Origin of the sequence: Pseudodesulfovibrio sp. 5S69 (assembly GCF_037094465.1) — a bacterium.
Lineage (GTDB): Bacteria > Desulfobacterota > Desulfovibrionia > Desulfovibrionales > Desulfovibrionaceae > Pseudodesulfovibrio > Pseudodesulfovibrio methanolicus.
The window spans coordinates 1,639,007-1,663,389 of record NZ_CP146609.1; the positions used below are offsets into that span (position 1 = coordinate 1,639,007).

General features: G+C 62.2%; 29 protein-coding genes and 1 tRNA gene. 23 read left to right on the forward strand and 7 right to left on the reverse strand.

The genetic code is table 11. The annotated features are described in order from the left end of the window. Positions 1 to 58 precede the first annotated feature (58 nt). From V8V93_RS07610 to V8V93_RS07655, 10 genes are all read left to right on the forward strand, one after another. Positions 59 to 931 carry a phage protease gene (locus tag V8V93_RS07610; protein WP_338669765.1) on the forward strand — a complete coding sequence of 291 codons (873 nt, stop codon included), beginning with the start codon at positions 59 to 61 and terminating at the stop codon, positions 929 to 931. 10 nt (positions 932 to 941) lie between these two features. Then, entirely contained in the window at positions 942 to 1,295 is a 354-nt protein-coding gene (locus tag V8V93_RS07615; RefSeq protein ID WP_338669766.1) for a hypothetical protein, read from the forward strand. Between the two features lie 12 nt (positions 1,296 to 1,307). Next, positions 1,308 to 2,288, forward strand: a complete 981-nt coding sequence (locus V8V93_RS07620; protein WP_338669767.1) for a major capsid protein — start codon at positions 1,308 to 1,310, stop codon at positions 2,286 to 2,288. 109 nt (positions 2,289 to 2,397) lie between these two features. Then, positions 2,398 to 2,823, forward strand: a complete 426-nt coding sequence (locus V8V93_RS07625; protein WP_338669768.1) for a DUF1320 domain-containing protein — start codon at positions 2,398 to 2,400, stop codon at positions 2,821 to 2,823. Continuing rightward, on the forward strand, positions 2,823 to 3,269 hold the full coding sequence (locus V8V93_RS07630) for a phage virion morphogenesis protein (protein WP_338669769.1): 447 nt from the start codon (positions 2,823 to 2,825) through the stop codon (positions 3,267 to 3,269). The genes V8V93_RS07625 and V8V93_RS07630 overlap by 1 nt, the downstream gene beginning before the upstream one ends. After that, the gene (locus tag V8V93_RS07635; protein ID WP_338669770.1) at positions 3,266 to 3,805 is read left to right on the forward strand and encodes a hypothetical protein; all 540 of its coding nucleotides are present in this window, start codon (positions 3,266 to 3,268) and stop codon (positions 3,803 to 3,805) included. The genes V8V93_RS07630 and V8V93_RS07635 overlap by 4 nt, the downstream gene beginning before the upstream one ends. Continuing rightward, complete coding sequence (locus tag V8V93_RS07640; RefSeq protein ID WP_338669771.1) at positions 3,786 to 3,983, forward strand: hypothetical protein; 198 nt, start codon at positions 3,786 to 3,788, stop codon at positions 3,981 to 3,983. The genes V8V93_RS07635 and V8V93_RS07640 overlap by 20 nt, the downstream gene beginning before the upstream one ends. 9 nt (positions 3,984 to 3,992) lie before the next feature. After that, the gene (locus tag V8V93_RS07645) at positions 3,993 to 5,687 is read left to right on the forward strand and encodes a DUF2586 domain-containing protein (RefSeq protein ID WP_338669772.1); all 1,695 of its coding nucleotides are present in this window, start codon (positions 3,993 to 3,995) and stop codon (positions 5,685 to 5,687) included. After that, complete coding sequence (locus V8V93_RS07650; protein ID WP_338669773.1) at positions 5,687 to 6,115, forward strand: hypothetical protein; 429 nt, start codon at positions 5,687 to 5,689, stop codon at positions 6,113 to 6,115. The genes V8V93_RS07645 and V8V93_RS07650 overlap by 1 nt, the downstream gene beginning before the upstream one ends. A gap of 33 nt (positions 6,116 to 6,148) precedes the next feature. After that, positions 6,149 to 6,457, forward strand: coding sequence for a hypothetical protein (locus tag V8V93_RS07655; RefSeq protein WP_338669774.1), 309 nt, complete (start codon positions 6,149 to 6,151; stop codon positions 6,455 to 6,457). 152 nt (positions 6,458 to 6,609) lie between these two features. Here the strand turns inward: V8V93_RS07655 and V8V93_RS07660 are convergent, their stop codons facing one another. Beyond that, positions 6,610 to 8,088 (reverse strand): AAA family ATPase, encoded by a 1,479-nt coding sequence (locus V8V93_RS07660; RefSeq protein WP_338669775.1) that lies wholly within the window; start codon positions 8,086 to 8,088, stop codon positions 6,610 to 6,612. A gap of 146 nt (positions 8,089 to 8,234) precedes the next feature. On the opposite strand from V8V93_RS07660, the gene V8V93_RS07665 reads away from it, so the two are divergent. Genes V8V93_RS07665 through V8V93_RS07675 form a run of 3 tightly spaced genes read left to right on the forward strand, consistent with a single transcriptional unit; the run spans position 8,235 to position 11,553 of the window. After that, positions 8,235 to 10,268 carry a phage tail tape measure protein gene (locus tag V8V93_RS07665; protein WP_338669776.1) on the forward strand — a complete coding sequence of 678 codons (2,034 nt, stop codon included), beginning with the start codon at positions 8,235 to 8,237 and terminating at the stop codon, positions 10,266 to 10,268. Next, positions 10,268 to 10,768, forward strand: coding sequence for a hypothetical protein (locus tag V8V93_RS07670; protein ID WP_338669777.1), 501 nt, complete (start codon positions 10,268 to 10,270; stop codon positions 10,766 to 10,768). The genes V8V93_RS07665 and V8V93_RS07670 overlap by 1 nt, the downstream gene beginning before the upstream one ends. Continuing rightward, positions 10,765 to 11,553: a hypothetical protein gene (locus V8V93_RS07675; RefSeq protein WP_338669778.1), complete on the forward strand. Its 789-nt coding sequence runs from the start codon at positions 10,765 to 10,767 to the stop codon at positions 11,551 to 11,553. The genes V8V93_RS07670 and V8V93_RS07675 overlap by 4 nt, the downstream gene beginning before the upstream one ends. Positions 11,554 to 11,564: 11 nt before the next feature. Here V8V93_RS07675 and V8V93_RS07680 read toward each other — a convergent pair whose 3' ends face one another. Beyond that, positions 11,565 to 11,945, reverse strand: coding sequence for a hypothetical protein (locus V8V93_RS07680; protein WP_338669779.1), 381 nt, complete (start codon positions 11,943 to 11,945; stop codon positions 11,565 to 11,567). On the opposite strand from V8V93_RS07680, the gene V8V93_RS07685 reads away from it, so the two are divergent. After that, positions 11,944 to 12,639 carry a baseplate assembly protein gene (locus tag V8V93_RS07685; RefSeq protein ID WP_338669780.1) on the forward strand — a complete coding sequence of 232 codons (696 nt, stop codon included), beginning with the start codon at positions 11,944 to 11,946 and terminating at the stop codon, positions 12,637 to 12,639. The genes V8V93_RS07680 and V8V93_RS07685 overlap by 2 nt on opposite strands. Position 12,640: 1 nt before the next feature. On the opposite strand, the gene V8V93_RS07690 is transcribed toward V8V93_RS07685, so the two are convergent. The 3 genes from V8V93_RS07690 to V8V93_RS07700 all read right to left on the reverse strand — a co-directional run bounded on the left by V8V93_RS07690 (position 12,641) and on the right by V8V93_RS07700 (position 14,228). After that, the gene (locus tag V8V93_RS07690) at positions 12,641 to 12,937 is read right to left on the reverse strand and encodes a hypothetical protein (protein WP_338669781.1); all 297 of its coding nucleotides are present in this window, start codon (positions 12,935 to 12,937) and stop codon (positions 12,641 to 12,643) included. Positions 12,938 to 13,040: 103 nt separating this feature from the next. Beyond that, complete coding sequence (locus V8V93_RS07695; RefSeq protein WP_338669782.1) at positions 13,041 to 13,619, reverse strand: hypothetical protein; 579 nt, start codon at positions 13,617 to 13,619, stop codon at positions 13,041 to 13,043. 69 nt (positions 13,620 to 13,688) lie between these two features. Then, complete coding sequence (locus V8V93_RS07700; protein ID WP_338669783.1) at positions 13,689 to 14,228, reverse strand: hypothetical protein; 540 nt, start codon at positions 14,226 to 14,228, stop codon at positions 13,689 to 13,691. Positions 14,229 to 14,242: 14 nt separating this feature from the next. Between V8V93_RS07700 and V8V93_RS07705 the strand changes: the two genes are divergently transcribed. Genes V8V93_RS07705 through V8V93_RS07730 form a run of 6 tightly spaced genes read left to right on the forward strand, consistent with a single transcriptional unit; the run spans position 14,243 to position 19,195 of the window. Then, positions 14,243 to 14,677, forward strand: a complete 435-nt coding sequence (locus V8V93_RS07705) for a baseplate assembly protein (protein ID WP_338669784.1) — start codon at positions 14,243 to 14,245, stop codon at positions 14,675 to 14,677. Next, positions 14,670 to 15,845: a baseplate J/gp47 family protein gene (locus V8V93_RS07710; protein ID WP_338669785.1), complete on the forward strand. Its 1,176-nt coding sequence runs from the start codon at positions 14,670 to 14,672 to the stop codon at positions 15,843 to 15,845. Before V8V93_RS07705 ends, V8V93_RS07710 begins: the two co-directional genes overlap by 8 nt. A gap of 3 nt (positions 15,846 to 15,848) precedes the next feature. Then, positions 15,849 to 16,493 (forward strand): phage tail protein, encoded by a 645-nt coding sequence (locus V8V93_RS07715; RefSeq protein WP_338669786.1) that lies wholly within the window; start codon positions 15,849 to 15,851, stop codon positions 16,491 to 16,493. Between the two features lie 9 nt (positions 16,494 to 16,502). Continuing rightward, complete coding sequence (locus V8V93_RS07720; RefSeq protein ID WP_338669787.1) at positions 16,503 to 17,420, forward strand: phage tail protein; 918 nt, start codon at positions 16,503 to 16,505, stop codon at positions 17,418 to 17,420. Continuing rightward, positions 17,420 to 18,577 (forward strand): hypothetical protein, encoded by a 1,158-nt coding sequence (locus V8V93_RS07725; protein WP_338669788.1) that lies wholly within the window; start codon positions 17,420 to 17,422, stop codon positions 18,575 to 18,577. Before V8V93_RS07720 ends, V8V93_RS07725 begins: the two co-directional genes overlap by 1 nt. 15 nt (positions 18,578 to 18,592) lie before the next feature. Continuing rightward, entirely contained in the window at positions 18,593 to 19,195 is a 603-nt protein-coding gene (locus V8V93_RS07730) for a tail fiber assembly protein (RefSeq protein ID WP_338669789.1), read from the forward strand. A gap of 42 nt (positions 19,196 to 19,237) precedes the next feature. Here V8V93_RS07730 and V8V93_RS07735 read toward each other — a convergent pair whose 3' ends face one another. Then, entirely contained in the window at positions 19,238 to 19,468 is a 231-nt protein-coding gene (locus V8V93_RS07735; RefSeq protein WP_338669790.1) for a hypothetical protein, read from the reverse strand. A 190-nt stretch (positions 19,469 to 19,658) separates the two neighbouring features. Here V8V93_RS07735 and V8V93_RS07740 point away from each other — a divergent pair, with 190 nt between their 5' ends. Together V8V93_RS07740 and V8V93_RS07745 are read left to right on the forward strand one after the other, a co-directional pair. Beyond that, positions 19,659 to 19,859 (forward strand): Com family DNA-binding transcriptional regulator, encoded by a 201-nt coding sequence (locus V8V93_RS07740; protein WP_338670168.1) that lies wholly within the window; start codon positions 19,659 to 19,661, stop codon positions 19,857 to 19,859. Positions 19,860 to 19,881: 22 nt separating this feature from the next. Continuing rightward, the gene (locus tag V8V93_RS07745) at positions 19,882 to 20,547 is read left to right on the forward strand and encodes a DNA-methyltransferase (protein ID WP_338670169.1); all 666 of its coding nucleotides are present in this window, start codon (positions 19,882 to 19,884) and stop codon (positions 20,545 to 20,547) included. A gap of 240 nt (positions 20,548 to 20,787) precedes the next feature. On the opposite strand, the gene V8V93_RS07750 is transcribed toward V8V93_RS07745, so the two are convergent. Beyond that, positions 20,788 to 20,863: transfer RNA gene (locus V8V93_RS07750), tRNA-Thr, on the reverse strand. Between the two features lie 190 nt (positions 20,864 to 21,053). Here V8V93_RS07750 and V8V93_RS07755 point away from each other — a divergent pair. Beyond that, positions 21,054 to 24,383, forward strand: a complete 3,330-nt coding sequence (locus V8V93_RS07755; protein WP_338669791.1) for a cache domain-containing protein — start codon at positions 21,054 to 21,056, stop codon at positions 24,381 to 24,383.

Below are 24,383 nucleotides of genomic sequence, written 5' to 3' on the forward strand. Positions count from 1 at the left end.
GACGCCGACAGCCTTCACGATATGCACAACAATTAAGCCCCGGACGGAGGAAAGTCAAATGAGCGGCAAGTGGATCAACATCTTCAGGACAGGCACCCACACGGACAGTTCGGGCCGCACCCGCACGTGGACCGAGGGCGACCTGGACCGCATCGTCGGCAACTTCACCCAGCGCACCGAAGACCCGCCCGTCGTGTTCGGCCATCCCAAGGATAGCGACCCGGCCCAGGGCTGGTTCACGGCGGTGCGCCGGAGCGGCGAGTTTTTGCAAGCACAGTTTGCACGCTTTACGGACAAAGCCCGGCAAGGCGTGAAGAATAAGGCCTGGAAGTACGTCAGCCTCAGCCTGACGCCCGATTTGCGAATCCGCCACCTCGGCCTGCTCGGCGCAGTCCCCCCGGCGGTCAAGGGGTTGGGCGAGATCGAATTCCAGGAAGACGAAGGCATGACCGTGTTTTTCAACTTCAACGAATCGGCCCCGGAGAACGTGCCGGGCGATCCGAAACCGGAGGAACCCAGCATGACGGAAGAGGAACTGAAGGCCCAGCTCAAGGCGACGAAAGAAGAAGCCGCCAAGGAAAAAGCCGCCCGCGAAAAGGCCGAAGCCGACCTCAAGGCCAATCAGGACGCGGCCAAAGAGAAAGAGGCCGAGCGCCGTTCGGCGGACCACACGGCCCGCGTGGACAAGCTCATCGAAGACGGCAAGCTCCTGCCCGCCCACAAGGACAAGGTCCTTGCATTTTGCGAGGCCATGGACGGCGAGAACGGCGGCGAGGAAATGAGCTTCAGCGAAGGCGAGGGCAAAAAGCCCCTGGTCGACCACTTCCTGAGCTTTATGGCCGAGAACAAGGGCCACGGCCTGCTGCACGAGTTCAGCGCCCCGTCCGGCCCGGACGAGGCCGTCACCGAAGACCTGACCCAGTACGTCTAAGGAGCATCCCATGACCATCAAAGGCAACATCGGCACCATCAGCGCCGGGGGCGACCGCGCCCACACCGACCACCATCCCGCCGTCACCGGCTCCCGCAGGGTCAAGGCCGACAACGGCGTCTATCCCATCGGCCTCATCGTCAAGGAGGACGAGAACGCCGAGCTGGTCCCGTACACCGGCGAGGCCGATACCGGCACCCCGGTGGCGGTCATCGACGAACCCGTGGACACCGCCACGGAGACCTCGGCCTTCACCCTGGCACACGGCACCGTCCGGCAGAGCGTGCTCAAGATCGGCGCGGGCGACCCGGCCACCGAGGCCGACATCAACAAACTCGCAACCATCGGCATCTACGCCGTCTAAGGAGCGACACGAATGTTTACCCAGCTCAAAGGGCTTTTCTCCCCGCAGGCCGTCGCCATGCACCTGAAAGCCCTGCCCAAGCTCAAATCCTCCATCATGGACAACTGCTTCCCCGCCCGCCCGCAGAATCCCTTCGCTGTCGTGGGCATCAGCGACGTCCTGGAGATCGTCGGCACGGCCCCGGTGGTCCGGCGCGGCGGTCTGTCCACGCCCGTGGGCTCCGGCAGCATAAGCATCAACATGCTCGAGCCGCTGCCCGTCAAGCCGTCCAAGGACGTCACCGGCCAAGACCTCAACAACCTGCGCATGATCATGGCCGACAAGGCCAGCCTCGACGCCTGGACGCGCGGAACCATCGACTACCTGCGCACCACCTGCCGCCAGACCACCGAAGGCATCGCGGCCACGGCCCTGACCGGTACCATCTCCTGGCCCGTCAAGATGGACGGCGGTTGGGACACCTACGAGGTCGAGTTCGGCGCACCGCTCCGCGAGAATCCCGCAAAGCCGTACACCGCCGAAGGTGTAGGCATGGCCGACGTCATGCGGCACCTGTCCGACATGGAGACGGCCATCCAGGAAGGCGGCTACGGCGGCGACATTGAGTTCCTGGCGGGCAAGGAGGCCTTCCTGGCCATCTTCGCCCTGGCCGAAAACTTCAAGTCCACCGCCAAAATCCGCGTGTCCGTCGAAGGCGACGCCATCAACATCGGCACCTACACCGTGAGAAAGATGTCCGAGCGCTACCGCGATCCCAAGACCGGCAACCCGGTCGCCAAGGTCCCGGACGGCGAGATCGTGGGCTACGCCAAGGACGCCCCGGCCAAGATCATTTACTGCGCCCTGGACGACGTGGACGCCAAGCTCCAGCCGTACCCGTTCTTCCCCAAACCGGTCACGCTGCCCGAGGGCAACGGCTACCGCATCATCGGCCAGTCCAAGCCGCTGCCGTGCCGCTCTCCCAAGTCCATCTGCTGGGGGAAAGTGGCCTAAACCCCATATTCGCGTCCTGCCGCGTTTCACCCCCCGGCAGGACGCGATATGCGGGCGGCTACCCTTGAACCAGTCCAAAACCAGTCCAAAACGCGAATGCGAGGCACCTGTGTACTGCGAAAGAGCCGACCTGACCGATTACGTGCTTGAGGCGTACCTGACCGCCGCCGAGGGGCAGACGCCCGGCATCGTCGAAAAAACACTCGGCAACGTGTCCGGCGAGATCGACGACGCCCTCCGCGCCCGGTTCGAGCTGCCGCTCACCCAGACCCCGGACACCCTCAAGCGGATAGCCGCCGTCATGACCTCCTACCGCATTGTGGGCGGCATCACCTCCCTCATGACCGCCGAGGGCGGCTCCAACAACGATTGGATACCGCTCCAGACCCAATACAAGCAGGCCGTCAAAGACCTGGAGGCCATCCGCGACGCCAAACTGAACATCGGCCTCAAGGAACTGGGCCAGGAAGCCCGCACCGACGATTCCCTCATCGTCAGGACCCGCAAGCCCGCCATCGACCTGGGAGGCTGGTGATGGGCGGTACATCTTTCAAGCTGGACTGGGGCGGCATGGACCGCATGCTCGGTTCAGCCGTGACCAAGGCCCGGCAGGGCAAAGCGGCCATGGCAGAGATCGGCGAGATGCTGACCTCCTCCACCGTGGAGCGCTTCGACACGTCCACGGCCCCGGACGGCACGCCCTGGCCGGTTTCGCAACGGGCTGAACGAGAAGGCGGCAAGACGCTCGTGGATACCGGGCGGCTGCGCGGCTCCATCGGCTACGAGGCCAGCCCGGACCAAGTCGTGGTGGGCAGCAACCTCGTCTATTCGCGCATCCACCAGTTGGGCGGCGAAACCGGGCGCGGCCATGCCGTCACCCTGCCCGAGCGTCCGTACCTGGGCATTTCCGAAGACGATATCAAAGAGGCCCGCGCCATCCTCGCCGACCACCTGGTGTCCATCCTCGGGGGCTCCCAATGAGGCAGGTCGCTACCGACGTCATCACGGCAGCCGCCGTTGCGGCGGGCCTGCCCGAAAGCGCCGTCATGATCGAACCCGACAGGGACGGCATCACCTTGCCGGGCAAGCGCGTCGAGATTTCCTATCTCGCCGCGCAGTATACCCGCACGGGCCGCCCGATCCGCAAGCGGGCCACGGTCGGCAAGGAGCGGACCCACCGCACCCTGACCCGCGAAAGGGAGGCCGTCCGCCTGCCGGTGCGGGCCGCGATCCGCGCCGACGACGAGGCGTGGCTCAAGGAATTTTCCCGCCGTTTCCTGGCCGCGCTGCCCAAGCGTACCGCCGACGAGTACGGCAACGCCGTCAGTGTGGCCGTGAACAAGGCCGAGTATGGCGGCTTCACAACCAAGAAGGTGGAGGTCTTCAAGAAACGGTCGAAGACCTTCCACATCACCTTCACCGGCTTGACCACCACCGAGAACGAGATCCCGCTCATCACGAGCGTGACCATTACCCCCGACTACAGGGAGGCAAGCAATGAGCAAGAACAAGACTGAGGCCCCGCCGATGTTCCCCGTTGAGGAGCTGGCAAAGGACGCTGGAATTCCCGCGTGGGAACTCGCCGCGCTCCGCGTGGGCATGAACTGGGCGGAAGGCAAGCAGGTCGCCAGGACCGAATTCGACCACGCCCTGAACCGGTTGCGCACCCGCCCGCTGGGCGGCGGCGCTCTCTAGGGGGAAACCATGAATGATGTAATCGAATACCTCATCGACGGCACCAGCGGCCTCGCGCCGGGCAACGTGTCCGGCTCCGCCGTCATCGTCGGCGTGTGCTCCAAGGGCACGGTCGGCAAGGCCTATCTCCTGGGCAAGCGAAGCGATCTGGCCGAACAGCTCGGCACCGGTCCCCTGGTGGACCGGCTGCGCGATATCTTCGCCACCGGCGGCCAGGAGCCGGTCGTCATCGCCGTGCCGGTCGCGGGCTTGCCCGGCGGCTACATCGGCAACGTCCGGCACACCGGCACCGGCCCCGACGCGACCACCAGCGGCGTGGCCGGTGCCAATACGGACGCTGTCGTGCAGATCGTGGTGGCCGGTCAGCTCGGCACCGCAACCTACAAGCTGTCCCTGGACGGCGGGGAGACGTGGGACAACGCCACGGCCACCCCGGCCAACGGACAGATCGCCCTGGGCGCGTCCGGCGCGGTCCTGACCCTGGCCGAAGGAGCGCACGTCAAGGACGACGCCTACGCCGTCGCGGTGCGCGGCCCCATCGGTCCGGTCAAGCGGATCGGCGAAGGCCCGGCCATCACCGTCACCGGCACGGTCAAGGCCGGAGCCGAGGTGGTCCTGCTGGTCACCGGCGCGGGGGGCCGCAACGTCGGCACCTACCAGCTCTCCGAGGACGGCGGCGACAATTGGAGTTCCATCCGCACCATCCCGGTGGACGGCGCGATCCCGGTCCCGTCCTCCGGCGTGACGATCACCGTCCCGGACGAAGCCCTGACCCTCGGCACCGAGTACCATTGCCGCCTGAACGCCCCGGTGCCGTCCATCACGGCGGTCATGGCCGCCCTGGAAACCCCGCTCTCCCTGTACGACCCCGAATTCGTCTATATCGTCGGCCCCAGCGACGCCGTGGACTGGGCCGCTTGCGGAGCCAGGGTGGACGAGCTGTGGAACCTGCACCGGCCCACGTACATCAAGACCGAATTCCGGCTGCCCTACGATGGCGAGGACCTGAACGACTGGGTGGCCGCCTGGAAGGCCGAACGGGCCAAGTATTCGCACCGCTTTGTGCAGTCCATCGCCGCCTTCGGCGAGGTCTCGGACTCCACCGGCCTGCGCAAGCTGCGCAACTGGGGCGGCCTGCAATGCGGTCGCGTCCTGTCCATCCCGGTCCACCGCGCCACCGGCAGGGTCAAGGACGGCCCGGTCAGCCAGGGCACGCTGCCCGACGGTTGGGTGGAGAACGGCATCCACGAGGCCCTGGAAAGCGCCGGAGCCGTCTCCGCCAAGACGTACGCCGGGCTTTCCGGCGTGTACTGGGGCGATTCCCGCACCCTGGCCGAGCCGACGAGCGACTTCCAGTTCGAGGAAATCCTCCGGGTGGTCTTCAAGGCGGTCCGCCTCGCCCGCATCGCGGCGCTCAAATCCATGTACGACGAGGCGGGCGATCCCACGCAGGAAGGCAACGCCTCCGGCCTCGCCTACCTGAAGGGCAGCATCGAGAACGCCCTGGACACCATGACCAAGGCCAAGCCCAAGGAGCTGGTCGGGTACGTCATCGCCATCCCGCCCGGCCAGGATATCGTCAACAACGGCGTGGGGGTGGAGCAGACCCTGATCGGCGTGCCCATCATCCGCAAGATCAAGCTCTTCTCCAACTTCACCTATGCCGGGTCCAACTTCGATCCGCGCCTGAAGGAGGCCGCATAATGACCGTGAACGGCAATCTCTATGACTGGGAAAGCGTCGAGGTGCAGTTGCCGGGCGGCGTGGCCGTGGGCATCACCAACATCAGCTACAGCGATGAACGGCCCATTGAAGCCCGGTACGGCAAGGGCAGCGTCCCGCGCGGCTATGGCCGCAAGAACTACAAGGCCACCGGCTCCATGGAGCTGGACCGCGACGAGGCGGAAGCCCTGCGCGAGGCCTTGGGCGGCTCGGTCTACAACAGCAAGCCCTTCCAGATCGTGGTCAGCTACGGCAACGATGACATGCCCACGGTCACGGACACGCTCCCGGCGGTCAAGATCACCAAGAGCGACACCAGCGCCGGGCAGGACGACGACAACGCCGGTGCCCTCAAGCATGACCTGACCATCCTGGCCCCCATCAAGTGGGGCGGCACTCCGGCTCTGTAAACCGGGACAACCAACCTGAGAAAAGAGGATACCATGGCAGAAAAAGAGACCCCCAAGGCGACGGAATACGTAGAGCTGAAGCACGAGTTCTTCGACCGCTTCAAGGACAAGGACGTGAGCTTCAAGTTCCACTTCAAACGCCCCTCTACGCCCCAGGTCAACCGGGTGCAGAAGACCGTGCTCAAGAACGCGGGACAGGCCTTCCGCAACCTGATCGTGGAGACGATCCAGCCCGAGGAGAAGGACCGGCTCAAGACGGCCCTGGACGAATACTCCGGCCTCGCCTCCACCTTCGGCGGGGCGCTCATGGGCTCCTGCGGCTTCGGTGACCTGGGAAACTGATCCAGCGCAACCTGCAACAACTGAACGGGGACGGAATGGCTCAATACGCCGTGCTGATCAAGCACTGGCTCCATGAGCCGCCGTCCCCGGTTGTTGAGGTCTTTGCCCGGCAGGCTGCGCAAGCTATGTGGTTAGAGGAACGCTACGCTAGATTAGGCAGGTAATCGTCTACGAACAAAGTCGCAGAGTTGTGAACAAAAATCTTTGTTTTCTCTCGCCCACAAGGTCAGAAAAGCACTACGCACGATAGATTCAGCAACAAAACCTAATTCAATGCCAAGCTGCGTAAAGAGCAAATGGGGATCGCGATTGCTCAGCATGATTTTCCTAATTGACTCAACAACATAAGCTTGTTCATCCGGACTCTTATGCAAAGAAACGGCTAGAACGGCCGCATGCTCGTCAACATTATCCAAAATATATTGATAAATCGTACGTTCGGGCTGTTCACCTGCCAATCTGAATATCCATTCATCAACATCTTCATTTACGGCAGAGTCGCCATCAACAATGCATAATGACTTTGATTCTACCGACGGGTCTTGCCTGTGGTGTAGATGAGTTGAAAATGCGTTCCCATCTCCTCCTACAGCATATATACCGATACGCTCAAACGATTGTCGCAGTCCATTTCTCAGAATTGTTGCAACCCACTCTTTGGCGAATTCATCTTCAACAAAGATAGCTACATCCTTATCTATTTTCCCAGAAACAGCTCGAAGCGACTCAACATCAAGCTTACCTTGTTTTAGTTTTCCATTTGCACACGACCAAATGGCCTCGTTAGGCAAGCTCATCAATGCATCGTTGCTATGAGTTGTAAAAATAGACTGGATTCCCTTACGCTTGGCTACATCTATCAAATATTCAACCATACACCTAGTCGCTATTGGATGTAAGCCGTTTTCAATTTCTTCTATAAGAAGCAATGCGTTATTTGGTGCTGATTCAATTTCTTTTACCATCCTAATTATTGATGATTCTCCAGCCCCAAAATGGAACTCTGAAAACTCATTCCCATTATGGTTGCCTACAAGAAAATCATCATTCTGGCCGATTGAGGCAACAAGAAATTCAGATACTTCTTTGCCCAGTATGTGTGAAACCTGCACAGCCACGGCAGGGCTCAAATTCTCAAGAACTCCTGTATGCCTGTAAGTTGAACGCATCAACTTTTTAAAGCGAGGCTTTTCTCCGGCAGGTACCGTTCGTTCAATTCCAAAAAAAAGAACGGGTCTTTCGGCAACATCACGCCTAACCCATTTAGCTTTTTTAAAGTTGCTATTTCTTCTAATGAGCTGCCGAGGATTAGTCTCTTTATCAATTAATTCGTATTCCGCGCGCCACCCTGACATGCTGTCATCACCAATAGCACTTTTGGGGAAAAACATACCGGGCTTAATGATTTTATATGCGCAGGCCGCTGCGCCGAGAACAGAAGATTTACCGCTTCCATTGGGGCCGATTAGAGCTGTTACAGGGAAATCAAATACAATGTCTTCTCCACAAAAACCGCGGATTTTCGACATGCTCGTCTTTAACAGATATTTCCCAAAACTATGCTTTTTAACCTTGTCCAACAAATCCGCGATTTCAGACTGCCTAATTTCACTTCTATTCTGTTGTTCCATGTTGTGGCTCCGCACTGTTCTGATGGTAAGTTTATTTACGGAAATACCTAATCAGAAAGTTACACATTTCTCAAGCACAGCTTGCACAGCTTCCTGAATGAAAATCTCCATGCGGCTATCTTGGCCACATGGAGATTTTCAGCGTCATGGCATCCATGTCCCTCGTGGACATGATCACCGCTCCCCTGAGGAAGATTGCGGGGCAGATGCACGCCACCAACAGCGCCGCCGCTTCCTTGAGTTCCCGAGCGTTGGGGCTGGCGAAATCGCTGTTGCCCATTGCCCTGGCCGCCGGGGTGCTCCTGGCGGCCCTTGCGCCGTGCATCTCCACGGCATCCGACTTCGAAGCGGCCATGGCGAACGTGGGCGCGGTGTCCCGCGCCACGCCCGAAGACATGCGGGCGCTCTCCGGCGCGGCCCGCGAGCTGGGGGCCACTACGGCATGGTCCGCCATGCAGGTGGCCGAAGGGCAGAAGTACCTCGCCATGGCCGGGTTCTCGGTGGCCGAAAACGTGGCCGCCTTGCCCGCCGTGCTGAACATGGCGAGCGCCGGGGCCACCGATCTGGGCCGGGCCGCCGACATCTCGTCCGACATCCTGTCCGCCTTCAACATGCAGGCCGCGCAAATGCCGCGCGTCGCCGACACGCTGACCGCCGCGTTCACCACCTCGAACACCTCCCTGGAGCTGCTCGGCGAGACCATGAAATACGTGGCCCCGGTGGCGGAAAAGGCGGGCGTGTCCCTGGAAGGCACCGCCGCCATGGCCGGGCTGCTCGGCAACGTGGGCATCAAGGGCTCGCAGGCCGGTACCGCGCTCCGCGCCATGCTCAACGGGCTGGCCGCACCGTCCTCCGAGGCCGCCAAGTCCATGGCCGCCCTCGGCGTGATCACCTCGGATGCAGTGGGCAATCTGCGCAACCCCATCGCCATCCTCGGTGACATGGCGAAGGCCACGGAAACCATGGGCAGCGCCCAGAAGATGGCCTTCACCAAGACCGTCTTCGGCACCGAGGCCATGAGCGCCGTGCTGGCCCTGTTCGATCAGGCCGGGGCGGGCGGCATCACCGAGTACGCCGACCAGCTCGCCGCCGCAGGCACCGCCGCCCAGGTGGCAGCCCGGCAAAACGACAACCTGGCCGGAGACCAGAAGGCCCTCGGCAGCGCTTTCGAGTCCCTGCAAATCACCATCGGTTCGCTTTTCCTGCCCGCCATGCGGGCGGTAGCCCAAGCCGCCACATGGGTGGTACGCGGCCTGGATATGATCGCCGCCAACCCGGTTGGCAAGTTCTTGTTGGTCATCGTCGCCGTGCTCGCCGTGACTGTCATCGCCGTCACGCTCATGTCGGCTGCGGTATGGGCCGGGACTGTGGCATGGGGGGCGCTCAATGCCGTACTTTTCGCCAACCCCATCGGTCTCATAGTTCTGGCCGTGGTCGGCCTCGTGGCCGGACTCATCGCCCTGTACAACAATTGCGACAAGGCGCGGGAGATCATGGACGATCTTGCCGCTGGATTCGGGATGCTGTGGGACAACATCAAGGCCGCCGCCTCTGCGGTCGGCGACTTTTTCTCCATCCTGTCCGGCGCGGGCATCATGGGCGCGTTCGCCTATTATTTCACCGACATCTACAACGCCGCCGGGGCCTTGTGGGACCGGCTGACCTCCCTGTTCGACATCGACCTGAGCGAATCGGGCCGCAAGCTGTTCATGACGCTGGCGGACGGCATCAAATCGGTCATCACCATGCCGTATGATCTGGTCAAGACCGGCTTGGAAAAGGTCCGCCAGCTCCTGCCGTTTTCCGACGCCAAGGAAGGGCCGCTCTCGGCCCTGACCCTGTCCGGCACCAAGATCATGGATACCCTCGGCTCCGGCATCCGCGCCGCCGCCCCGAACCTGCACGCCACCGCTACCGGCGCACTGGCGGGCGTGGCCGTGGCCGCCAACCTTGCGGTCGCCCCGCCTGCCCCTTCTTCCATCCAAGGACCGGCCCCGGTCCCGGCGTTCGCCCCAGCGCCGGACCGGGCCACGGTCCGCCGGTCGGGCAACACCGTCACCATCCAGCATCTCTCCGTGACCCTGCCCGGCGTGCAGGACGCGGACGGCTTCATGGCGGCGCTCCAGCAGCTCGTGGCCCAGCACGACGGCTCCGGTCCGGAATCGGGAGGGTGGGACTGATGGACGGCATGCTGACCTTTTCCCACGGCGAGGTGCGCCTCGGCTCCAAGCTCGTGCCGGGCATTCTCAAAAGCCTGAACGTGCGCGGGGCCGTGGTCTTCGACGAGGCCGAGCGCGACGGGCTCTCCGGCAAGACCAAGACGCCCAAGGGGTGGGACGACAGCGCCGTCACGCTGACCGTGGAGCTGCTCACGGACGACACCACCTGCTACGACAAGCTCGCCGCCCTGGACGCGCTGTTCCGGGGCCACGACAACGGCGCGAATCCTCGTGTTCTGGACGTGGCGAACGCCCATGTCTCGGCGCGGGGCGTCGAGCGCGTGGTCTTTGCCGGGCTGGATTCGTCAGAAACCGACCAGGACGACGTCATCCTCGCCACGCTCCGGTTCACCGAGCACCGCCCGCCCATCATCCGGGCCGAACGGCGTGTCGGCAAAACCGTCGTCAAGGTCGGCATCGGCCCCGGCCTGGACGTGTCCATAGGGGAGCGTGCCCGATGATCGCCGGTATCCGTCTGCATATCGAAATCGGCGGCAACGTCATTGAGCGCTGCCCCCGCCTGGAAATCCTGTCCGTCCGGCACCGTCCGCTCGACACGGCCCGCGTCCACGTCCCCGATCCCGAGGGCGAGGCCGGGGACCTGTTCACCTACGGCGATCCCGTGCGCATCGAGTACGGCTATCGCGGCGGCGAATCCGCCGTGTGGCAGGGGACGCTCCGTGCCCTGGAGCGCGTCTCCCGCGATCAAGTTTGCCTGACCGCAGACAGCCTAGCCCTGCCCCTGGCCAGCGCCTTCATCACCGAATGCTACACCGACGATTCCAGCCTTTCCATCGCCCGGCATATCCTCGGCCACGCGGGCCTGCCACTTGGACGGGTGGACATCCCCGACGAGATCATCCCGCGCCTGCCCGTGTCCACGCTGCCGATCTGGCAGGCCGTGCTGCAACTGCTCCATTCCCTGCAGCGCGCCTACGGCCACGACATGCGCCGAACCGCCCTCTGGCTCGGTGCCGATGGCCTCAACCTCGGCGATTTTGACGAGCCCGGCGACGTGCCGGTCATCGCCACCGGCGAAAACCTGATCCGCCACCTGCCCGCCCACGCAAAAGGCGGCCTCCATCAGGTGGAGACCGCCTTGCTGCCGGGCCTTTCGCATTCCCGGTTATTTCATCTGATCGACTCCCGTCTTTTTGTCGATCAAGAACTTCGCGTCTTGCACGCCAAGCATTCCATCACACCAGAAAGCGTGCGGACATATATCAAGTATGGGATGGAAGACTGATGCTTTTTTTATTACAGTTTCTCCCCTTCAAAAATCATCTTCGATCCTGTTGTTTCTTTTCCCACATAAGATACATTTTTAAAATAATACTCATTGGTGTTCGCCACAACAGTCATCTTGGCCCTTTCCATGGAACGCAATCGAGAAATAGACTGTTCACCTTCACAAGGTTCAAAATATATGTCGACATGGGGCTTGCTCACCTTTACCCCCTTTGGCCCAATGGCTCTCAAGGTGACAGGAATTTTTGTCTCAAAAGACCCAACAACAATCGGATACTCTGTTCCATCTTCCAAAATAACTTTTGCATCATCCATAGTTCTAACACCTTTGGTTGTTATGTCTAAAACAAATTTATTACGCCTCCTCCAGCGAGTTGTCGAGATCGCCATGCCCAACCTCCGCGCCTACTACCGCGTGGTGCGCAAGGCCAAGATCGTCGCCACCTATCCGGCTGAGGATGGCCGCTACTGGGCCGACGTGCAGCCGCTCCGCAACGACGATTCCGTGGACGAAAAGGAACCCGTGATTCCCCGCGTGGAAATCCCCATCATGTGGGCCGGGCCGAATCGCGGCGTGGTCTGCCCGCCGCTGGTCGATTCGCTCTGCGACCTCGAATACTACGACGGCGACCCCAACTTTCCGCGCATCTCCAATTTCCGCTGGACCGGCAACGGCGCACCCGCCTGCGAGGTCGGGGCCTACGTGATCCACCACAGCGACGGCACGTACATCAAGATCGACGCGGCCAAGAACATCCTGGAGATCACTCCGGCCAACGCCACCACCCGGATCGGCGGTGACAAGACCGTGGAAGTGGGCGGCAACAAGACCGAAACCATCGGCAACGTCTGGACGCTAAAATGCCCGCTCATCATCCAGGAGGGCAACGTCCAATCCTCCGGCCCCGGCGGAGCGATCGGCAACGTGAGCTGCAAGGCCCACACCGCGCAGGAGGGAAGCCTCCAACTGGTCGGCCCCATCGTCTGTACCCGCCTCACCGTCCTGGAAGACGCGGAGATCGGCGGCAACCTGGACACCGCTGGGAACAGCTATGCAGGAAGCCGGAGTGGAGGGGCGATATGATTCAATTCCACTTTGCCGCGTCTTCTTTAAAAGCCGCATCCAAAGAACTTATCACTTCAGAGTCAAGGTACTGTGAGCCTGAAGGCTCTACGTGCACAATTGGATGGTCCAATTTTTCTCTTAAGAGCACGACAATACGCCCGTCTTTAGCAAATTTAATGAGTATGTTGACGAATACTGATAGGCCCGAAACCGATGGGATTTTTCCATTTTCCCCAAAGGCCCTGCGTACTTCAGCAACGCTAATAGGGTTTGTCGGCTCAAAAGTCGCTAAAATAACATATGACTCATCACTCACAACTATTTCTCCTTTTATTACTAATATCTTCGCTCAAGCCATAGCCTCCGGCTCTGACATGCAGACCCACGAGGCCTCCAACAGCGGCATGAATACGACACTCTTACCACATTATTCCGAACAGTCCGGCCACGGCCTTGGCCGTACCGACCGGATCGCTCATGCCCTTTTCAACCATCTTGGTCACCGCCGTTTGCAGCATCGTGCCGGGCGCTTCCCGAATCGCCTTCATCAAAGCGCCTTGCTTTTCCTCAGGCACATTGGCTGTGAGCAGGCCCGCTTCGACCAACTCACGGATGTTGCCCACATCAAACTTGACCGTCACGGTGTTGAGAATAGCGGAAAGGCCTCCGTCGTTCAAAAGGAAGTCAAGCCCCTTTGCCGTAATATGAGCATCCTTTGTCGAGAGGCGGAAAGGAGTCGATTGATTGCCGTGAGAGCTAATTCTCGTAGGGAGGGACCTTCCGGTTTTTATCAATTCATGCTCTTCGAGGTATTTCAGGTTTGCGTCCAGAAACAAAGAATGTTCACCGCTCGAAAAGCCAATATAAGCAGGAGAAACACTGTGCTCTTCACACCAACGGAGAACATAGTCCTCCACCATCTCCTCTGGCACTTTATCGGGATATTTATCTGCAAGCTTATTCAGAAAATCAAAGTGAAACGCACGGTTGATATGCATCCTGTCTCCTTTCGATGGGATTATGCCTTCGGAATCAGCATCTTCGCGGACGGACCGAACACTGCCCAATTACCACGAAACCCCAAACAGCCCGGCCACAGCCTTGGCCGTGCCAACCGGATCGCTCATTCCTTTTTCAACCATCTTGGTCACCGCCGTTTGCAGCATGGTGCCGGGAGCTTTCCGAATCGCCTTCAGCAAAGCGCCTTGCTTATCCTCCGGCACATGGGCCGTGAGCAGTCCCACCTCAACCAACTCCCGGACGTTGTCCACGTCGAACTTGACCGTCACGGTGTTGAGGATGGCGGAAAGCCCTCCATCATCTTCAAGAAAGTCGAGCCCCTTGGCCGTTATTTTAGCCTCAGCATAAGAGACAATAAGTCCTCTGGCCTCCACGAAAGCAACCAAACCATGCTCCGCCAAATAGGAAAGATTAGCCATAATCCACTTTGGGGTCATTATTTGGTCCAGATGGTAGTCGATAGAGCCATCATCTTGTTCGTCAGATTTGTTTACCTCAAGCCTCTTAAGGCCATCGCAACCCGCATAGCCGGGATATTCATCTCTCAAATACTCCAGGGTTTTGCGTTGGAATTCCCTATTAAGCATGGGCGGCTCCTTTCATGACTGACATTTTCGGCCAAGACATAGCCCTCGACACCGACATGCAGGCCCGCGTGGCCGCCAACGGCGAGCTGGTGCTCACCGACGGCCCAGACACAGGCGTGCAGGACATTATCCTTCGCTTGGATACGTACCTTGCTTCCCTGTTTTATGACAAGGGCTTCGGCTCGCTCCTACGCGACTGGGTCTATGCCGAGAGCACCGAGGAGGCACGGATCGGCTTCTCGGTCGAGGTCAAGCGCCGCCTGAACGAGGACCCGCGCGTGCAGCCCGGCACCGTGGCCTGCTCGGTCACGCACTGGGATACAACGTCCATCCGGGCCGAATCCTCGTTCCACTTCATCGACACCGACCACGAGCGAAACCTCGTCATCACGGTGGACAAATCCAAAAAGGAAATGGTGATCCAGGATGCCGACCCCGCAGTTGTCTAAGACCCTCGACGACGTGCGCTCCATGGTCTTCGGCCATGTGGAGGACGTGCAGGAGGAATACGCGGCCAAGGGATGGCTGCCGCGCCGCCTGAACCTGAACAAGGGCGTGGTTCGCGGGCTGCTCGAAATCTTCTGCTGGGGACTCTATCAGCTCTACCAGCTCCTGGCCGCCGTGTTCGAGCAGGCCGCACCCAAAACCGCCACCGACGAGGCGTGGATGGAATGGCACGCCGAGCAGGTGGAAGCGCCGCGCAAGCAGGCCACCAAGGCCAGGGGCATGGTCCGCTTCGCCCGCGTGTCCACCTCCGGCAACGTGCCCATTCCGGCGGGCAAGATCGTCCGCACCGAAACGGACGGGGCCGGGCAGGTCTACCGCTACGTCACCACCCAGGACGCGGTCATCCAGAACGGCATGAACGAGGTCGCGGTGGAGGTGGAGGCCGAGGAATACGGCGCTGCCGCCAACGCCTCGGCGGGGCAGATCACCGAAATGGTCACGGCCATTTCCGGCGTGGACGCCGTTGCCAACGCCGCCGACTGGCTGACCTCGGAAGGCGCGGACATCGAGCCGCTGGACAAGCTCCGGGAGCGGTACATCCTGCGCTGGATGGGCAACAACGGCATGACCAAGTACGCCTACGCCTCGTGGGCGCTGTCCGTGACCGGCACCGTGGCCGTCAAGGTGCTGGACCAGCATCCGCGCGGCCAGGGCACGGTGGACGTCATCGTCAAGGGCGCGGCGGGCATCCCCACCGCTGCGCTGCTGGAAGACGTCCGGCAGGCCGTCGCCACCGGCGCGAAGCCCGAGGACGTGCAGGCCGGGCCGCCGGTCAACGACGACTGGCAGGCGCGAGGCCCGCAGGCCGTGCCGCTCGCCATCACCGGCGCGTTGACGCTCTATCCCGGCACCCACGCCGACAGCGCCAAGGCCGAGACCGCCCAGCGCCTCCGCGCCCTGTTCACCGACCCGGCCACGGTCAAGGGCATCACCCCGCTCCAGATCGGCGAGGACGTCACCATGGACCGCCTGACAGCCGCCGTCATGGCCGTGCCCGGCGTGAAAAAGGTCGATTGGGCCTCGCCGGTCGGCGACGTCGCCGTGGCGGCGGACGCCCTCGCCACGCTGGAAAGCCTCACCCTCACCGCCGCCGAGGCCAGCGAGGAATAAGCCATGGGCGTGTTCAAGGACTACTTTTTCAAGACCCTACGCTGGCCGCTCATCCACCGGCCCGGCCCGCTGGCCGCGCTGGTGGAAGGCTTGGCCCGCGCCCTGGACGAAGCGCGGCGGGACATCATCTTCCTTCGCAACCAGTTCAATCCCTGGACCTGCGAGCCGGACATGATCCCGCCGCACGCCGAGAGCCGGGGCATCACCCAGTATGCCGAGGAAACGGACGAACAGTACCGCGAACGCTGCATCCGCGCCTTTGCGTGGCAGCGCCTCGGCGGCGGCCAGCTCGGCATGCCGCAAATCCTGGCCCACTTCGGCTACCCCGGCACGGAAATGCTCAACGTCCGCCACGAGAACCCGGCCCGCTGGGCCGAGTTCAAGCCCAAGGTGCCGGTGCCGAGCACGGGCATTGCGGCGGAGGACTTCACCCGCATCGCCTGGATGGCGAACGAGACCAAGCCCGCCCGGTCCAGGCTGGCGGGCATCCAGGCGGCCAGTTCGGTCCCCGGCGGAGTGAACGCTGGCGGCATCACCTACACGACGATCCGCGTCCGGCTGCCCCCGGAACGCACGACATCCATACGCATCATCGGTGCGGTCCACGGCGGCGGATACACGCATACCGTCGCCCGAGTCCGCGCATAAGGAGGAACCATGTCTTTGATTCTCACGAAAGCCGGGCTGGACGCATATGCCCAGTCCGAAGCGACCGGCACCAAGCTCCAGGCTACCCATATGGCCGTGGGCGACGGCGGCGGCGCACCCGTGGCCCACACGGACACGTCCGAGGCCCTGGTCAGCGAAACATGGCGGGGCGAACTGCAAAAGATCGAGGTGGCCGCGTCCGGCGAGGTCGAATTCCAGGGCCACGTCCCCATCACCGTGGGCGGCTGGTACATCCGCGAGATTGCCATCTACGCGGACGACACGCTCCTGGCCCTGAGCAGCCACCCCGAAACCTGGAAACCCGCCCCCGAGGCCCCGGACAAGGTCGAGCTGGTCATCACCGCCCCGGTCAAGTTCGCCAACACCGACAACATCAATCTGACCGTGGACACGACCAAGGTCTTGGCGAGCCAAGAGCATGTGGCAGCCGAGATCGAAAAGCACAACGTCTCCGAGGAGGCCCATGCAACTCTGTTGGGCGAATACGCTCCCAAAGGGCATGAGCATCTGACCGAAGAAGTTACGGACTTGTTGTCCGATCCCCACACCTACAAAGCCGCCCAGCGCTATGCCCAGACTGAGCTGGAGATCACCGCCGGGGCCGTGGTCTGGGACTGCACGGCCGCGCCCAGCGCCGTGCTCCTGCTGGACCAGGACGTGACCAACCTGACGATCACCAACTACGCGGCGGGCGGGTCCTACGACCTGGCCGTCATTCAGGACGCCACGGGCGGCCGGACGCTCACCATGCCCGCCGGGCTCTATGCTGTGGGCGGCACGGGCTACGAGGTGTCCACGGACGCCAACGCCCGCGACCTGCTCCAGCTGCTGCCGGTCTACAACCCCGACACCGATGCCGTTGAGCCCTGGTACATGGCGAACAACGGCTTCGCGCAGGTGAGCTAATGGCCTGGCTCAAACGCACTCTCATGGCAGGCCGGGGCCCCGGCAATTGGTTCGGCGACGGTAGCGACGGCGACATCAGGGTCGGCTCGGCCGGTGCCGAGCAGTCCTTTGATGGTGGCTTTACCTGGTCGACCATCCCCGGATGGACGATAGTTGGGTCGGTTGTCTTGATCCCGTCCGTGCAAGACGGCGACATGGTGCTGGTTAACGCCTGCAACCTGACCGTGGACAGCGGGTACACACTGACCGTGATGAATCGTTGCCGTGGCCTGCTGGTCTATTGCACTGGCATCGCCACGATCAGCGGCAAGGCCCTGTCCATGACCGCACGTGGCTGTCACGCCAACCCGGCCGACTCGACCACCACCAGCGACACCCCGGTCGCCCCGTCAGATGGCAATGCGGTCCCTGCCGAGGGTATTATCCTACGCCGATTAGCCCATGGACAGACTGATACGCATACCGGCGTATTGGGCTTAGGCCTGGGCCTGGCTATGCTGGCCTCCGAAGCCAACCAGCCCATTGTCGATGGCGATGGGCTGGTCATAGCCATACCGCGCATAGGGGGGGCAGGTGCGCCATACAATGAGGATATTCCGGACTCGCCTGGCTATGATGGTTCCGCGCGAGAGAACGCGCCGGGAGGCGGAGGGGGTGGCGGCAACTACGGCGCAAACTCCCAGACTCCTCCCAGCGCGGACGGTACTTGCTATGCCGGTGGCCCCGGTGTGGGGGGGGCCAACGCAGCCCCCGGTCTGGCTCCCGGTGAGTATGGAGGACCCGGCAGCGCTGGCGTTGCACCTTTTGCGAGTACACGCAATGGTTGCGGCGGCGGGGCTGGTAACCCCGGCGGGCTAGGTATCAAGTCAGGAGAGGACGGTGAGGACGGCGTCGGCGGTTTGCTCATCCTCATCGCGCGCGCCATCGTTGTCGTTGGCTTTGCTCAATTGGCCGCCGAAGGTAGCCCAGGAGGCAGTGGCCCGTCTGGCGTGCGCAGCGGGGGAGGCGGCTCCGGTGCGGGAGCTATCTTCGTTTTTTGCGCATCCTTGACCGGCTCTATCACTCCATTGATAAGCGGCGGCCCTGGCGGAACTGCCACCATGGATGGAGGCAAAGGCGGAGACGGCCACTACTCATTGCACTTTATCGACCCATAACCGACCGGAGGAGACATGATCAACAAATACAAATATCCTGACGGCACTATCGGCCCGGCCCGGCAGGTCAACCACAACGGCCAGATCTACCCGGCCAGCTACCTGGCACAGCGCGCGGCCGAGACCGAGGCGGCGTGGATCGCGCGCATCGACGTGCTTGGCGTGCGTCCCGTGCGCTACGAGGCATGGGCGGGCGACCCCAACACCCAGGACCGGGGCGAGGCCGTGGAAACCGAAACGGATGGGTGGATCGTCATAACCTACCCGAACACCACGGACAAAAAGCCGGTTTACAACAAATCCACCAGGGAAGTGATGTACGTGGCCGCCGACCAGACGGTCCCCGACACGTATACCGCTCTGGAACCGGAATACGGCGTGTATTCGACCTGGGACGCCGACGCCGCCGCGTGGGCCTACAACACGGACAGGGCGGCGGCGGACGTGCGGTCCCAACGCGATACGCTTCTCGATGAATGCGATTGGACACAGGTAGCAGACGCCCCCCTGACCACGGAACAGGTAGCCGAATGGACCACCTACCGGCAGGCGTTGCGCGACATTCCCCAACAGGAGGGCTTCCCGGCGGAAGTGACGTGGCCGGTAGAGCCTGAGTAACTGTTTAGTTCTTTGACAATCGAATAGGTGAAGCAACTAGACCTAGTAATCCACCTCGGCCCATTCGCTAAGGGGAGGGACGGCATCAGGGCCTTCGTCGCCCCAATTGACCTCGATCTCTCCGTGTCTCAGCATAGTCACACAGCTCTGTGGGCTGCCAGTCGTGGCGAGATGGTCTTCACCTAGGTGAAGCTCCCAATAGTCGTCATCCCTGTGGTGGATTTCAAAAATCCCGATGAAAGAATCCCAAGAATAGAAGTAATCAATGGCCATAAGTTACCTCCATGTGGTTGTTGACTGAGGAACAGGCGGGGGCGCAGACACGCCCCCACCACCCCGGCGCTGCAACGCCGGGACACGGCCCCACGGACGGCAGCCGCCGCCCGTCGAGATAACCCGCTGCTCCATTCCCCTGATCAGGGTAGCGGCAGGGTTACAAGGGGCAACCCAAGTGTCAATTGAAATGAGAAAATCTGAAATTCGTTGTGGCAACTGCAACCGTCTGCTCGGCAAAGGGCAGGCGATCAACCTCCAAATCAAGTGCCCCCGTTGCGGCACCCTCAACCACCTGAAAGCCACGAGCCTCAACCCAGAAAGCCGACGAGCCTCCACCGGAGATTCGTGTGAAGATACAGATAGGCAATGCAACCATGTGCCAAGGTGAGGCTTTAAAAAACCTCATGACCATGGAAACCGAAAGTGTGGATGCGGTATTGACCGATCCACCGTATTCAACAGGGGGGACATACGCGGCCCAACGCCAGCGCCCGCCATCGGAGAAGTACCAGGACCATGACGTCAAAACGAAACGAAGCTCCTTCACCGGCGACAATCGCGACCAACGTTCCTTCATCACCTGGGCCACGCTCTGGCTGACGGAATGCCACCGCGTGACCAAAGAGGGTGGGAGTTGCATGATGTTTACGGACTGGCGGCAACTTCCGGCAATGTCGGATGCCCTCCAGGCGGGCGGCTGGGTCTGGCGAAATATCGTCGTATGGCACAAGCCGTCGGCCCGTCCCATCTGCGGCGAGTTCACCCGTCAATGCGAGTTCGTGCTCTTCGGCGTCAAGGACCGCCTTGCACGTTCCCACCGGCGCTGCCTGCCCGGCGTGTACACACAGTCCATCGTCGCCCATCAACGCCGTATGCACCTCACGGAGAAACCCATTCCGTTGCTGGAGGCCCTCCTGGAGGTGACGCCCCCAGGCGCGACGATCCTCGACCCGTTCATGGGCTCGGCCACAACGGGAGCGGCCTGCCAAAACACAGGCCGTAAGTTCATCGGCATCGAACTGTCCCCGGACTACTTCAAGATCGCCAAAACCCGCCTCAAGGCCCCCACCAACTAGACACTCTCCCCACCCATAAAACACCGCGCATAGCACCCGCCATGCCAAACAGAAAATCGGCCACGCAAGTTTTCTCAACTTACGTGGCCGATTTTCTCAAATTGAATGTCAGCTTACAATGAAGTACGAGTATTCAGTGTCCGCATATCGTACGCATATAACAATCAGTTTTGACCCGCTCTGTGTGAAATAGAAAAAGCCCCTCAGCGACATAACTCACTGAGGGGCTAGACCATTTACTGGAGCCAGGAATCGGAATTGAACCGACGACCTACTGATTACGAATCAGTTGCTCTACCAACTGAGCTATCCTGGCGAAACGGGAGTCGATTTTTATACCAGGAGGCGGGGGGGGTCAAGGCAAAAGAGCAGGGGAGGAGGGTCGGGGTGGGAGGAAACAATGGGGTGGCTTTTCCTGGGGAGGTTGGTATTGTAGGGTTTGTGGAAGGTTTGGTCATCAAATCAACGGGCTGCCTGGGCGGTTTCGGGGATGGGAGACGTTTCGTGTGAGAAAGGGAAGGACCATCGGCAGAGCCGGCCTGGTGGGCATGGTGGCCGTATCATGGATATCCATTCTGGTCATCGGTGCCGTGTGGTTGTATTCCATGTTGGCCGATTTCAGGGCTGATGCGGCCGGGATTCGGGAGGAGCACTACGCCGAGCGCCGCAGCCTGGTCAAGAGCGAGGTGCAGGACGCCCTGGAGCTGGTCGCCCGGCTCAGGCGGTCTGCCGCCGACAACCTGGCGCGGAAGCTCGAGTCCAAGATCCGCGACGTCCGGGCCCTGAACGAGGTCCTGGGACGGGACCTGGCCAAGGGGGCGGACCCCACGGTGTTGCGCATCGCCACGGTGCGCCTCATGGCCGCCCTGGACCGCAGCGAGGCCCGGCTCTACGCCATCCGCGGCAACACCATCTATCTTTTTTCCCCCTTTCCGAAATGGGTCAACCGCGAGGGTGCCCTGGCCCAGGTGGAGGACGAACTCGACGGCGTGACCAGCGGGCAGCGCAAGCTGCCCCTCAAGGTGGCCGACGGCATGAGCCGGTATACCCTGCTGGTCAAGGTCAACGAGTTCGAGGCCCAGGGGTTGCGCGTGGTGGCCGGGGCCTGCCTCGAAATGGCCGAGGAAGCCCTCAAGGAAGTGGCCCTGCGGCGGCTGGGGGACATCCGCTACGCCAAGAACGGCGCCCTGTTCGGCGGGACCCTGGATGGTGAATCCATACTCGGCCCGGTCGTCGGCCAGAACATGTGGAACATCTCCGACGCCAACGGCGTGAAGATCGTCCAGGAACTGATCAAGGCGGCGAAGCAGGGGGGCGGGTTCGTCACCTACGTCATGCCGCCGCTGGGCGGGCAGCGCAACGAATCCAAGGTCAGCTACGCCGAGCTCATCCCGGACTGGGGGTGGTACATCGGCACAGGGGCCTTCGTGGGCGACATCGAAGGGGTCATCGAACTCAAGCGCAAGCAGCTTGAACAGCACATCCAGGACCGCATCCTGCTCATCCTCTCCGGCATGGGGTTGCTCAGCCTGCTGGCCCTGTATCTGTCACGCCGCCTGGCCCGGAATATCGATTCCAACGTGGCCTCCTTCACCAGCGTATGGGAACGGGCCACCTCGGGCAAGGGCGAGATCGACGTGGCTTCCCTGGATTATGCGGAATTCAGGTCCCTGGCCGAGGCGGCCAATCGCATGGTCGGCGAGCGGCAGGCGGTCCAGGAGGCCCTGTCAGAGAGCCTGGAGCGGTTCAGTTCCCTGGTCGCGAACATTCCGGGCATCATCTATCACAGCGATTTTCGGGACGGCTGGGTGAACCGGTTCGTCAGCGGCACGGCCCTGGACCTGACCGGGTACCCGGCCGAGGAGTTCATGGAGGGCGGCGGCCGGTCCTTCCAGTCCATCATCCACCCCGAGGACCGGGAGTGGGTGGAGCACTCACTGCGCGAGGGGCTGGAACACCTGCAGACCTATCTGGCGGACTACAGGATCATCCGCCGCGACGGCGAGGTCCGCTGGCTGTCCGAGCGCGGCCGGATCATCCACGATGAGCTGGGCCAAGCGACCCGCATCGACGGCGTGATCTTCGACGTGACCGACCGCAAGCACGCCGAAGAGGAATACTACAACCACATCCATTTCCTGGAGACCCTCGACCGCGTCGACCGGGCCATGCACAGCGGGACCTCCACCGACGAGATGCTTCGGTCCACGGTGGAGGCCATTCGCCTCGCCTTCGGTGCCGACCGGGCGTGGCTGGTGCATCCCTGCGAGCCCGAGGCCGGCACCTTCCGCGTCAAGGTGTTGCGGGCCGATTCCGATTACGGGCTGGACGGCATGGAAGGCGAGGAGATGGCCATCACCGAGAAGACCCGGCAGGATTTCAGGGCGCTGCTCGAAAGCCACGTCTCCCTGGCCTTCGACCCGTCCACCGGGCTGAAAATGGACGAGTTGCTCACCGAGCGGTACGGCGTCCGCTCCCAGCTCATGTACGCCATCCGGCCGAGCCTGGGAAAGCCGTGGGCTCTGGGGCTGCACCAGTGCCGCGATGCCCGCGTCTGGACCGACGAGGAGATCCGCCTGTTCACCGAGGCGGGCCGCCGCCTGTCGGACGGGCTCAACGTGGCTCTGATCCTGGATGAATTGACCGAGAGCGAGGAGCGGTTCCGGACGTTCTCCGAGCAGACCATGCTCGGCCTGTGCGTCTTGCAGGAGGATCGGGTGACTTTCGTCAACAAGGCCGCGGCGGATATCGTCGAGTCCACGGTGGAGGAGCTGATGGCGCTGCCCCCCGGCGGATTCGGCCGGTACCTGCACCCGGACGACAGCGATTTCGTCCTGTCCCAGGCCCGGCTCAAACAGACCGGAGAGAGCGGCACGCTCCCGGCCTACACCTGGCGGGCGGTGACCGGTACGGGCCGGGTCAAGTGGGTGGAAATCCACTCCCGGACCACCAGGGTCAACGGCGCGCCGGCCGATCTCGTCTCCCTGGTGGACATCACCGCCTTGAAGCGGGCCGAGGAGGACCTGGAGGCGATCATCGCCGAGCGGACCTCCGACCTAGCCCTCAAGGCCGAGGAATTGAAGCGGGCCAACGCCGAGCTCACCCGCGTCGACGACCTCAAGTCTTCCTTCCTGACCACCGCGTCCCACGTCATGCGCACGCCGCTGACCTCGGTGCTCGGCTACTGCGCCCTGGCCCGCCGGGAGTTGGACCGGGCCATGCGGGGGGCGGACAACGGCGAAAGCCTGGAGCGGGCCCAGGGCAACCTCGACGTCGTGGAGATCGAGGGCAGGCGGTTGAACCTGTTGGTCGACCAGTTCATGGAGTTGGCCGACATGGAGGCGGGCGGCGACCTGCGCACCGAGACGGCCTATCCCGTGACCGGGACCATCCGGCAGGCCGTGGATGACGCCCGGGCCGCCTGCAGCGGCGGCGTGCCTTTCGACGTAACCCTGGAGATGGAGGACGGGCTGCCCGAACTCAATATCCTGCCGGAGCACCTGCGGCGTGTGCTCGGCCACCTGCTGGGCAACGCCTGCACCTTCGCCCGCGATGGAAAGGTCGCCGTGCGCGTGACCAGTCCGGACGGCAGGGGGGTGGAACTGACCGTGGCCGACACGGGCAAAGGCATTCCCGAGCAGGAACTGGAGGCGATCTTCAAGCCGTTCCACCAGGTGGAGACCGGCGATACCCTGGTTGACGAGATCAAGGGTGCGGGCATGGGGCTGGCCCTGTGCCGCATGGTGGTGGAGAAGCTGGGCGGCCGGGTCTGGGCCCGGTCGGAGAAGGGCCGGGGCGCCGTCTTCCACGTGATCCTGCCCGGCGGCCGGAACTGA

Bases quoted from the DNA above. Each gene is read 5' to 3' on its own strand.
- V8V93_RS07655 (WP_338669774.1), top strand. From the start codon at position 6,149: ATGGCAGAAAAAGAGACCCCCAAGGCGACGGAATACGTAGAGCTGAAG.
- V8V93_RS07630 (WP_338669769.1), top strand. From the start codon at position 2,823: ATGGGCGGTACATCTTTCAAGCTGGACTGGGGCGGCATGGACCGCATG.
- V8V93_RS07740 (WP_338670168.1), top strand. From the start codon at position 19,659: ATGAGAAAATCTGAAATTCGTTGTGGCAACTGCAACCGTCTGCTCGGC.
- V8V93_RS07685 (WP_338669780.1), top strand. From the start codon at position 11,944: ATGCCCAACCTCCGCGCCTACTACCGCGTGGTGCGCAAGGCCAAGATC.
- V8V93_RS07705 (WP_338669784.1), top strand. From the start codon at position 14,243: ATGACTGACATTTTCGGCCAAGACATAGCCCTCGACACCGACATGCAG.
- V8V93_RS07650 (WP_338669773.1), top strand. From the start codon at position 5,687: ATGACCGTGAACGGCAATCTCTATGACTGGGAAAGCGTCGAGGTGCAG.
- V8V93_RS07670 (WP_338669777.1), top strand. From the start codon at position 10,268: ATGGACGGCATGCTGACCTTTTCCCACGGCGAGGTGCGCCTCGGCTCC.
- V8V93_RS07675 (WP_338669778.1), top strand. From the start codon at position 10,765: ATGATCGCCGGTATCCGTCTGCATATCGAAATCGGCGGCAACGTCATT.
- V8V93_RS07680 (WP_338669779.1), bottom strand. From the start codon at position 11,945: ATGGCGATCTCGACAACTCGCTGGAGGAGGCGTAATAAATTTGTTTTA.
- V8V93_RS07615 (WP_338669766.1), top strand. From the start codon at position 942: ATGACCATCAAAGGCAACATCGGCACCATCAGCGCCGGGGGCGACCGC.
- V8V93_RS07720 (WP_338669787.1), top strand. From the start codon at position 16,503: ATGTCTTTGATTCTCACGAAAGCCGGGCTGGACGCATATGCCCAGTCC.
- V8V93_RS07660 (WP_338669775.1), bottom strand. From the start codon at position 8,088: ATGGAACAACAGAATAGAAGTGAAATTAGGCAGTCTGAAATCGCGGAT.
- V8V93_RS07700 (WP_338669783.1), bottom strand. From the start codon at position 14,228: ATGCTTAATAGGGAATTCCAACGCAAAACCCTGGAGTATTTGAGAGAT.
- V8V93_RS07665 (WP_338669776.1), top strand. From the start codon at position 8,235: ATGGCATCCATGTCCCTCGTGGACATGATCACCGCTCCCCTGAGGAAG.
- V8V93_RS07635 (WP_338669770.1), top strand. From the start codon at position 3,266: ATGAGGCAGGTCGCTACCGACGTCATCACGGCAGCCGCCGTTGCGGCG.
- V8V93_RS07645 (WP_338669772.1), top strand. From the start codon at position 3,993: ATGAATGATGTAATCGAATACCTCATCGACGGCACCAGCGGCCTCGCG.
- V8V93_RS07715 (WP_338669786.1), top strand. From the start codon at position 15,849: ATGGGCGTGTTCAAGGACTACTTTTTCAAGACCCTACGCTGGCCGCTC.
- V8V93_RS07730 (WP_338669789.1), top strand. From the start codon at position 18,593: ATGATCAACAAATACAAATATCCTGACGGCACTATCGGCCCGGCCCGG.
- V8V93_RS07695 (WP_338669782.1), bottom strand. From the start codon at position 13,619: ATGCATATCAACCGTGCGTTTCACTTTGATTTTCTGAATAAGCTTGCA.
- V8V93_RS07610 (WP_338669765.1), top strand. From the start codon at position 59: ATGAGCGGCAAGTGGATCAACATCTTCAGGACAGGCACCCACACGGAC.
- V8V93_RS07620 (WP_338669767.1), top strand. From the start codon at position 1,308: ATGTTTACCCAGCTCAAAGGGCTTTTCTCCCCGCAGGCCGTCGCCATG.
- V8V93_RS07640 (WP_338669771.1), top strand. From the start codon at position 3,786: ATGAGCAAGAACAAGACTGAGGCCCCGCCGATGTTCCCCGTTGAGGAG.
- V8V93_RS07735 (WP_338669790.1), bottom strand. From the start codon at position 19,468: ATGGCCATTGATTACTTCTATTCTTGGGATTCTTTCATCGGGATTTTT.
- V8V93_RS07725 (WP_338669788.1), top strand. From the start codon at position 17,420: ATGGCCTGGCTCAAACGCACTCTCATGGCAGGCCGGGGCCCCGGCAAT.
- V8V93_RS07745 (WP_338670169.1), top strand. From the start codon at position 19,882: ATGGAAACCGAAAGTGTGGATGCGGTATTGACCGATCCACCGTATTCA.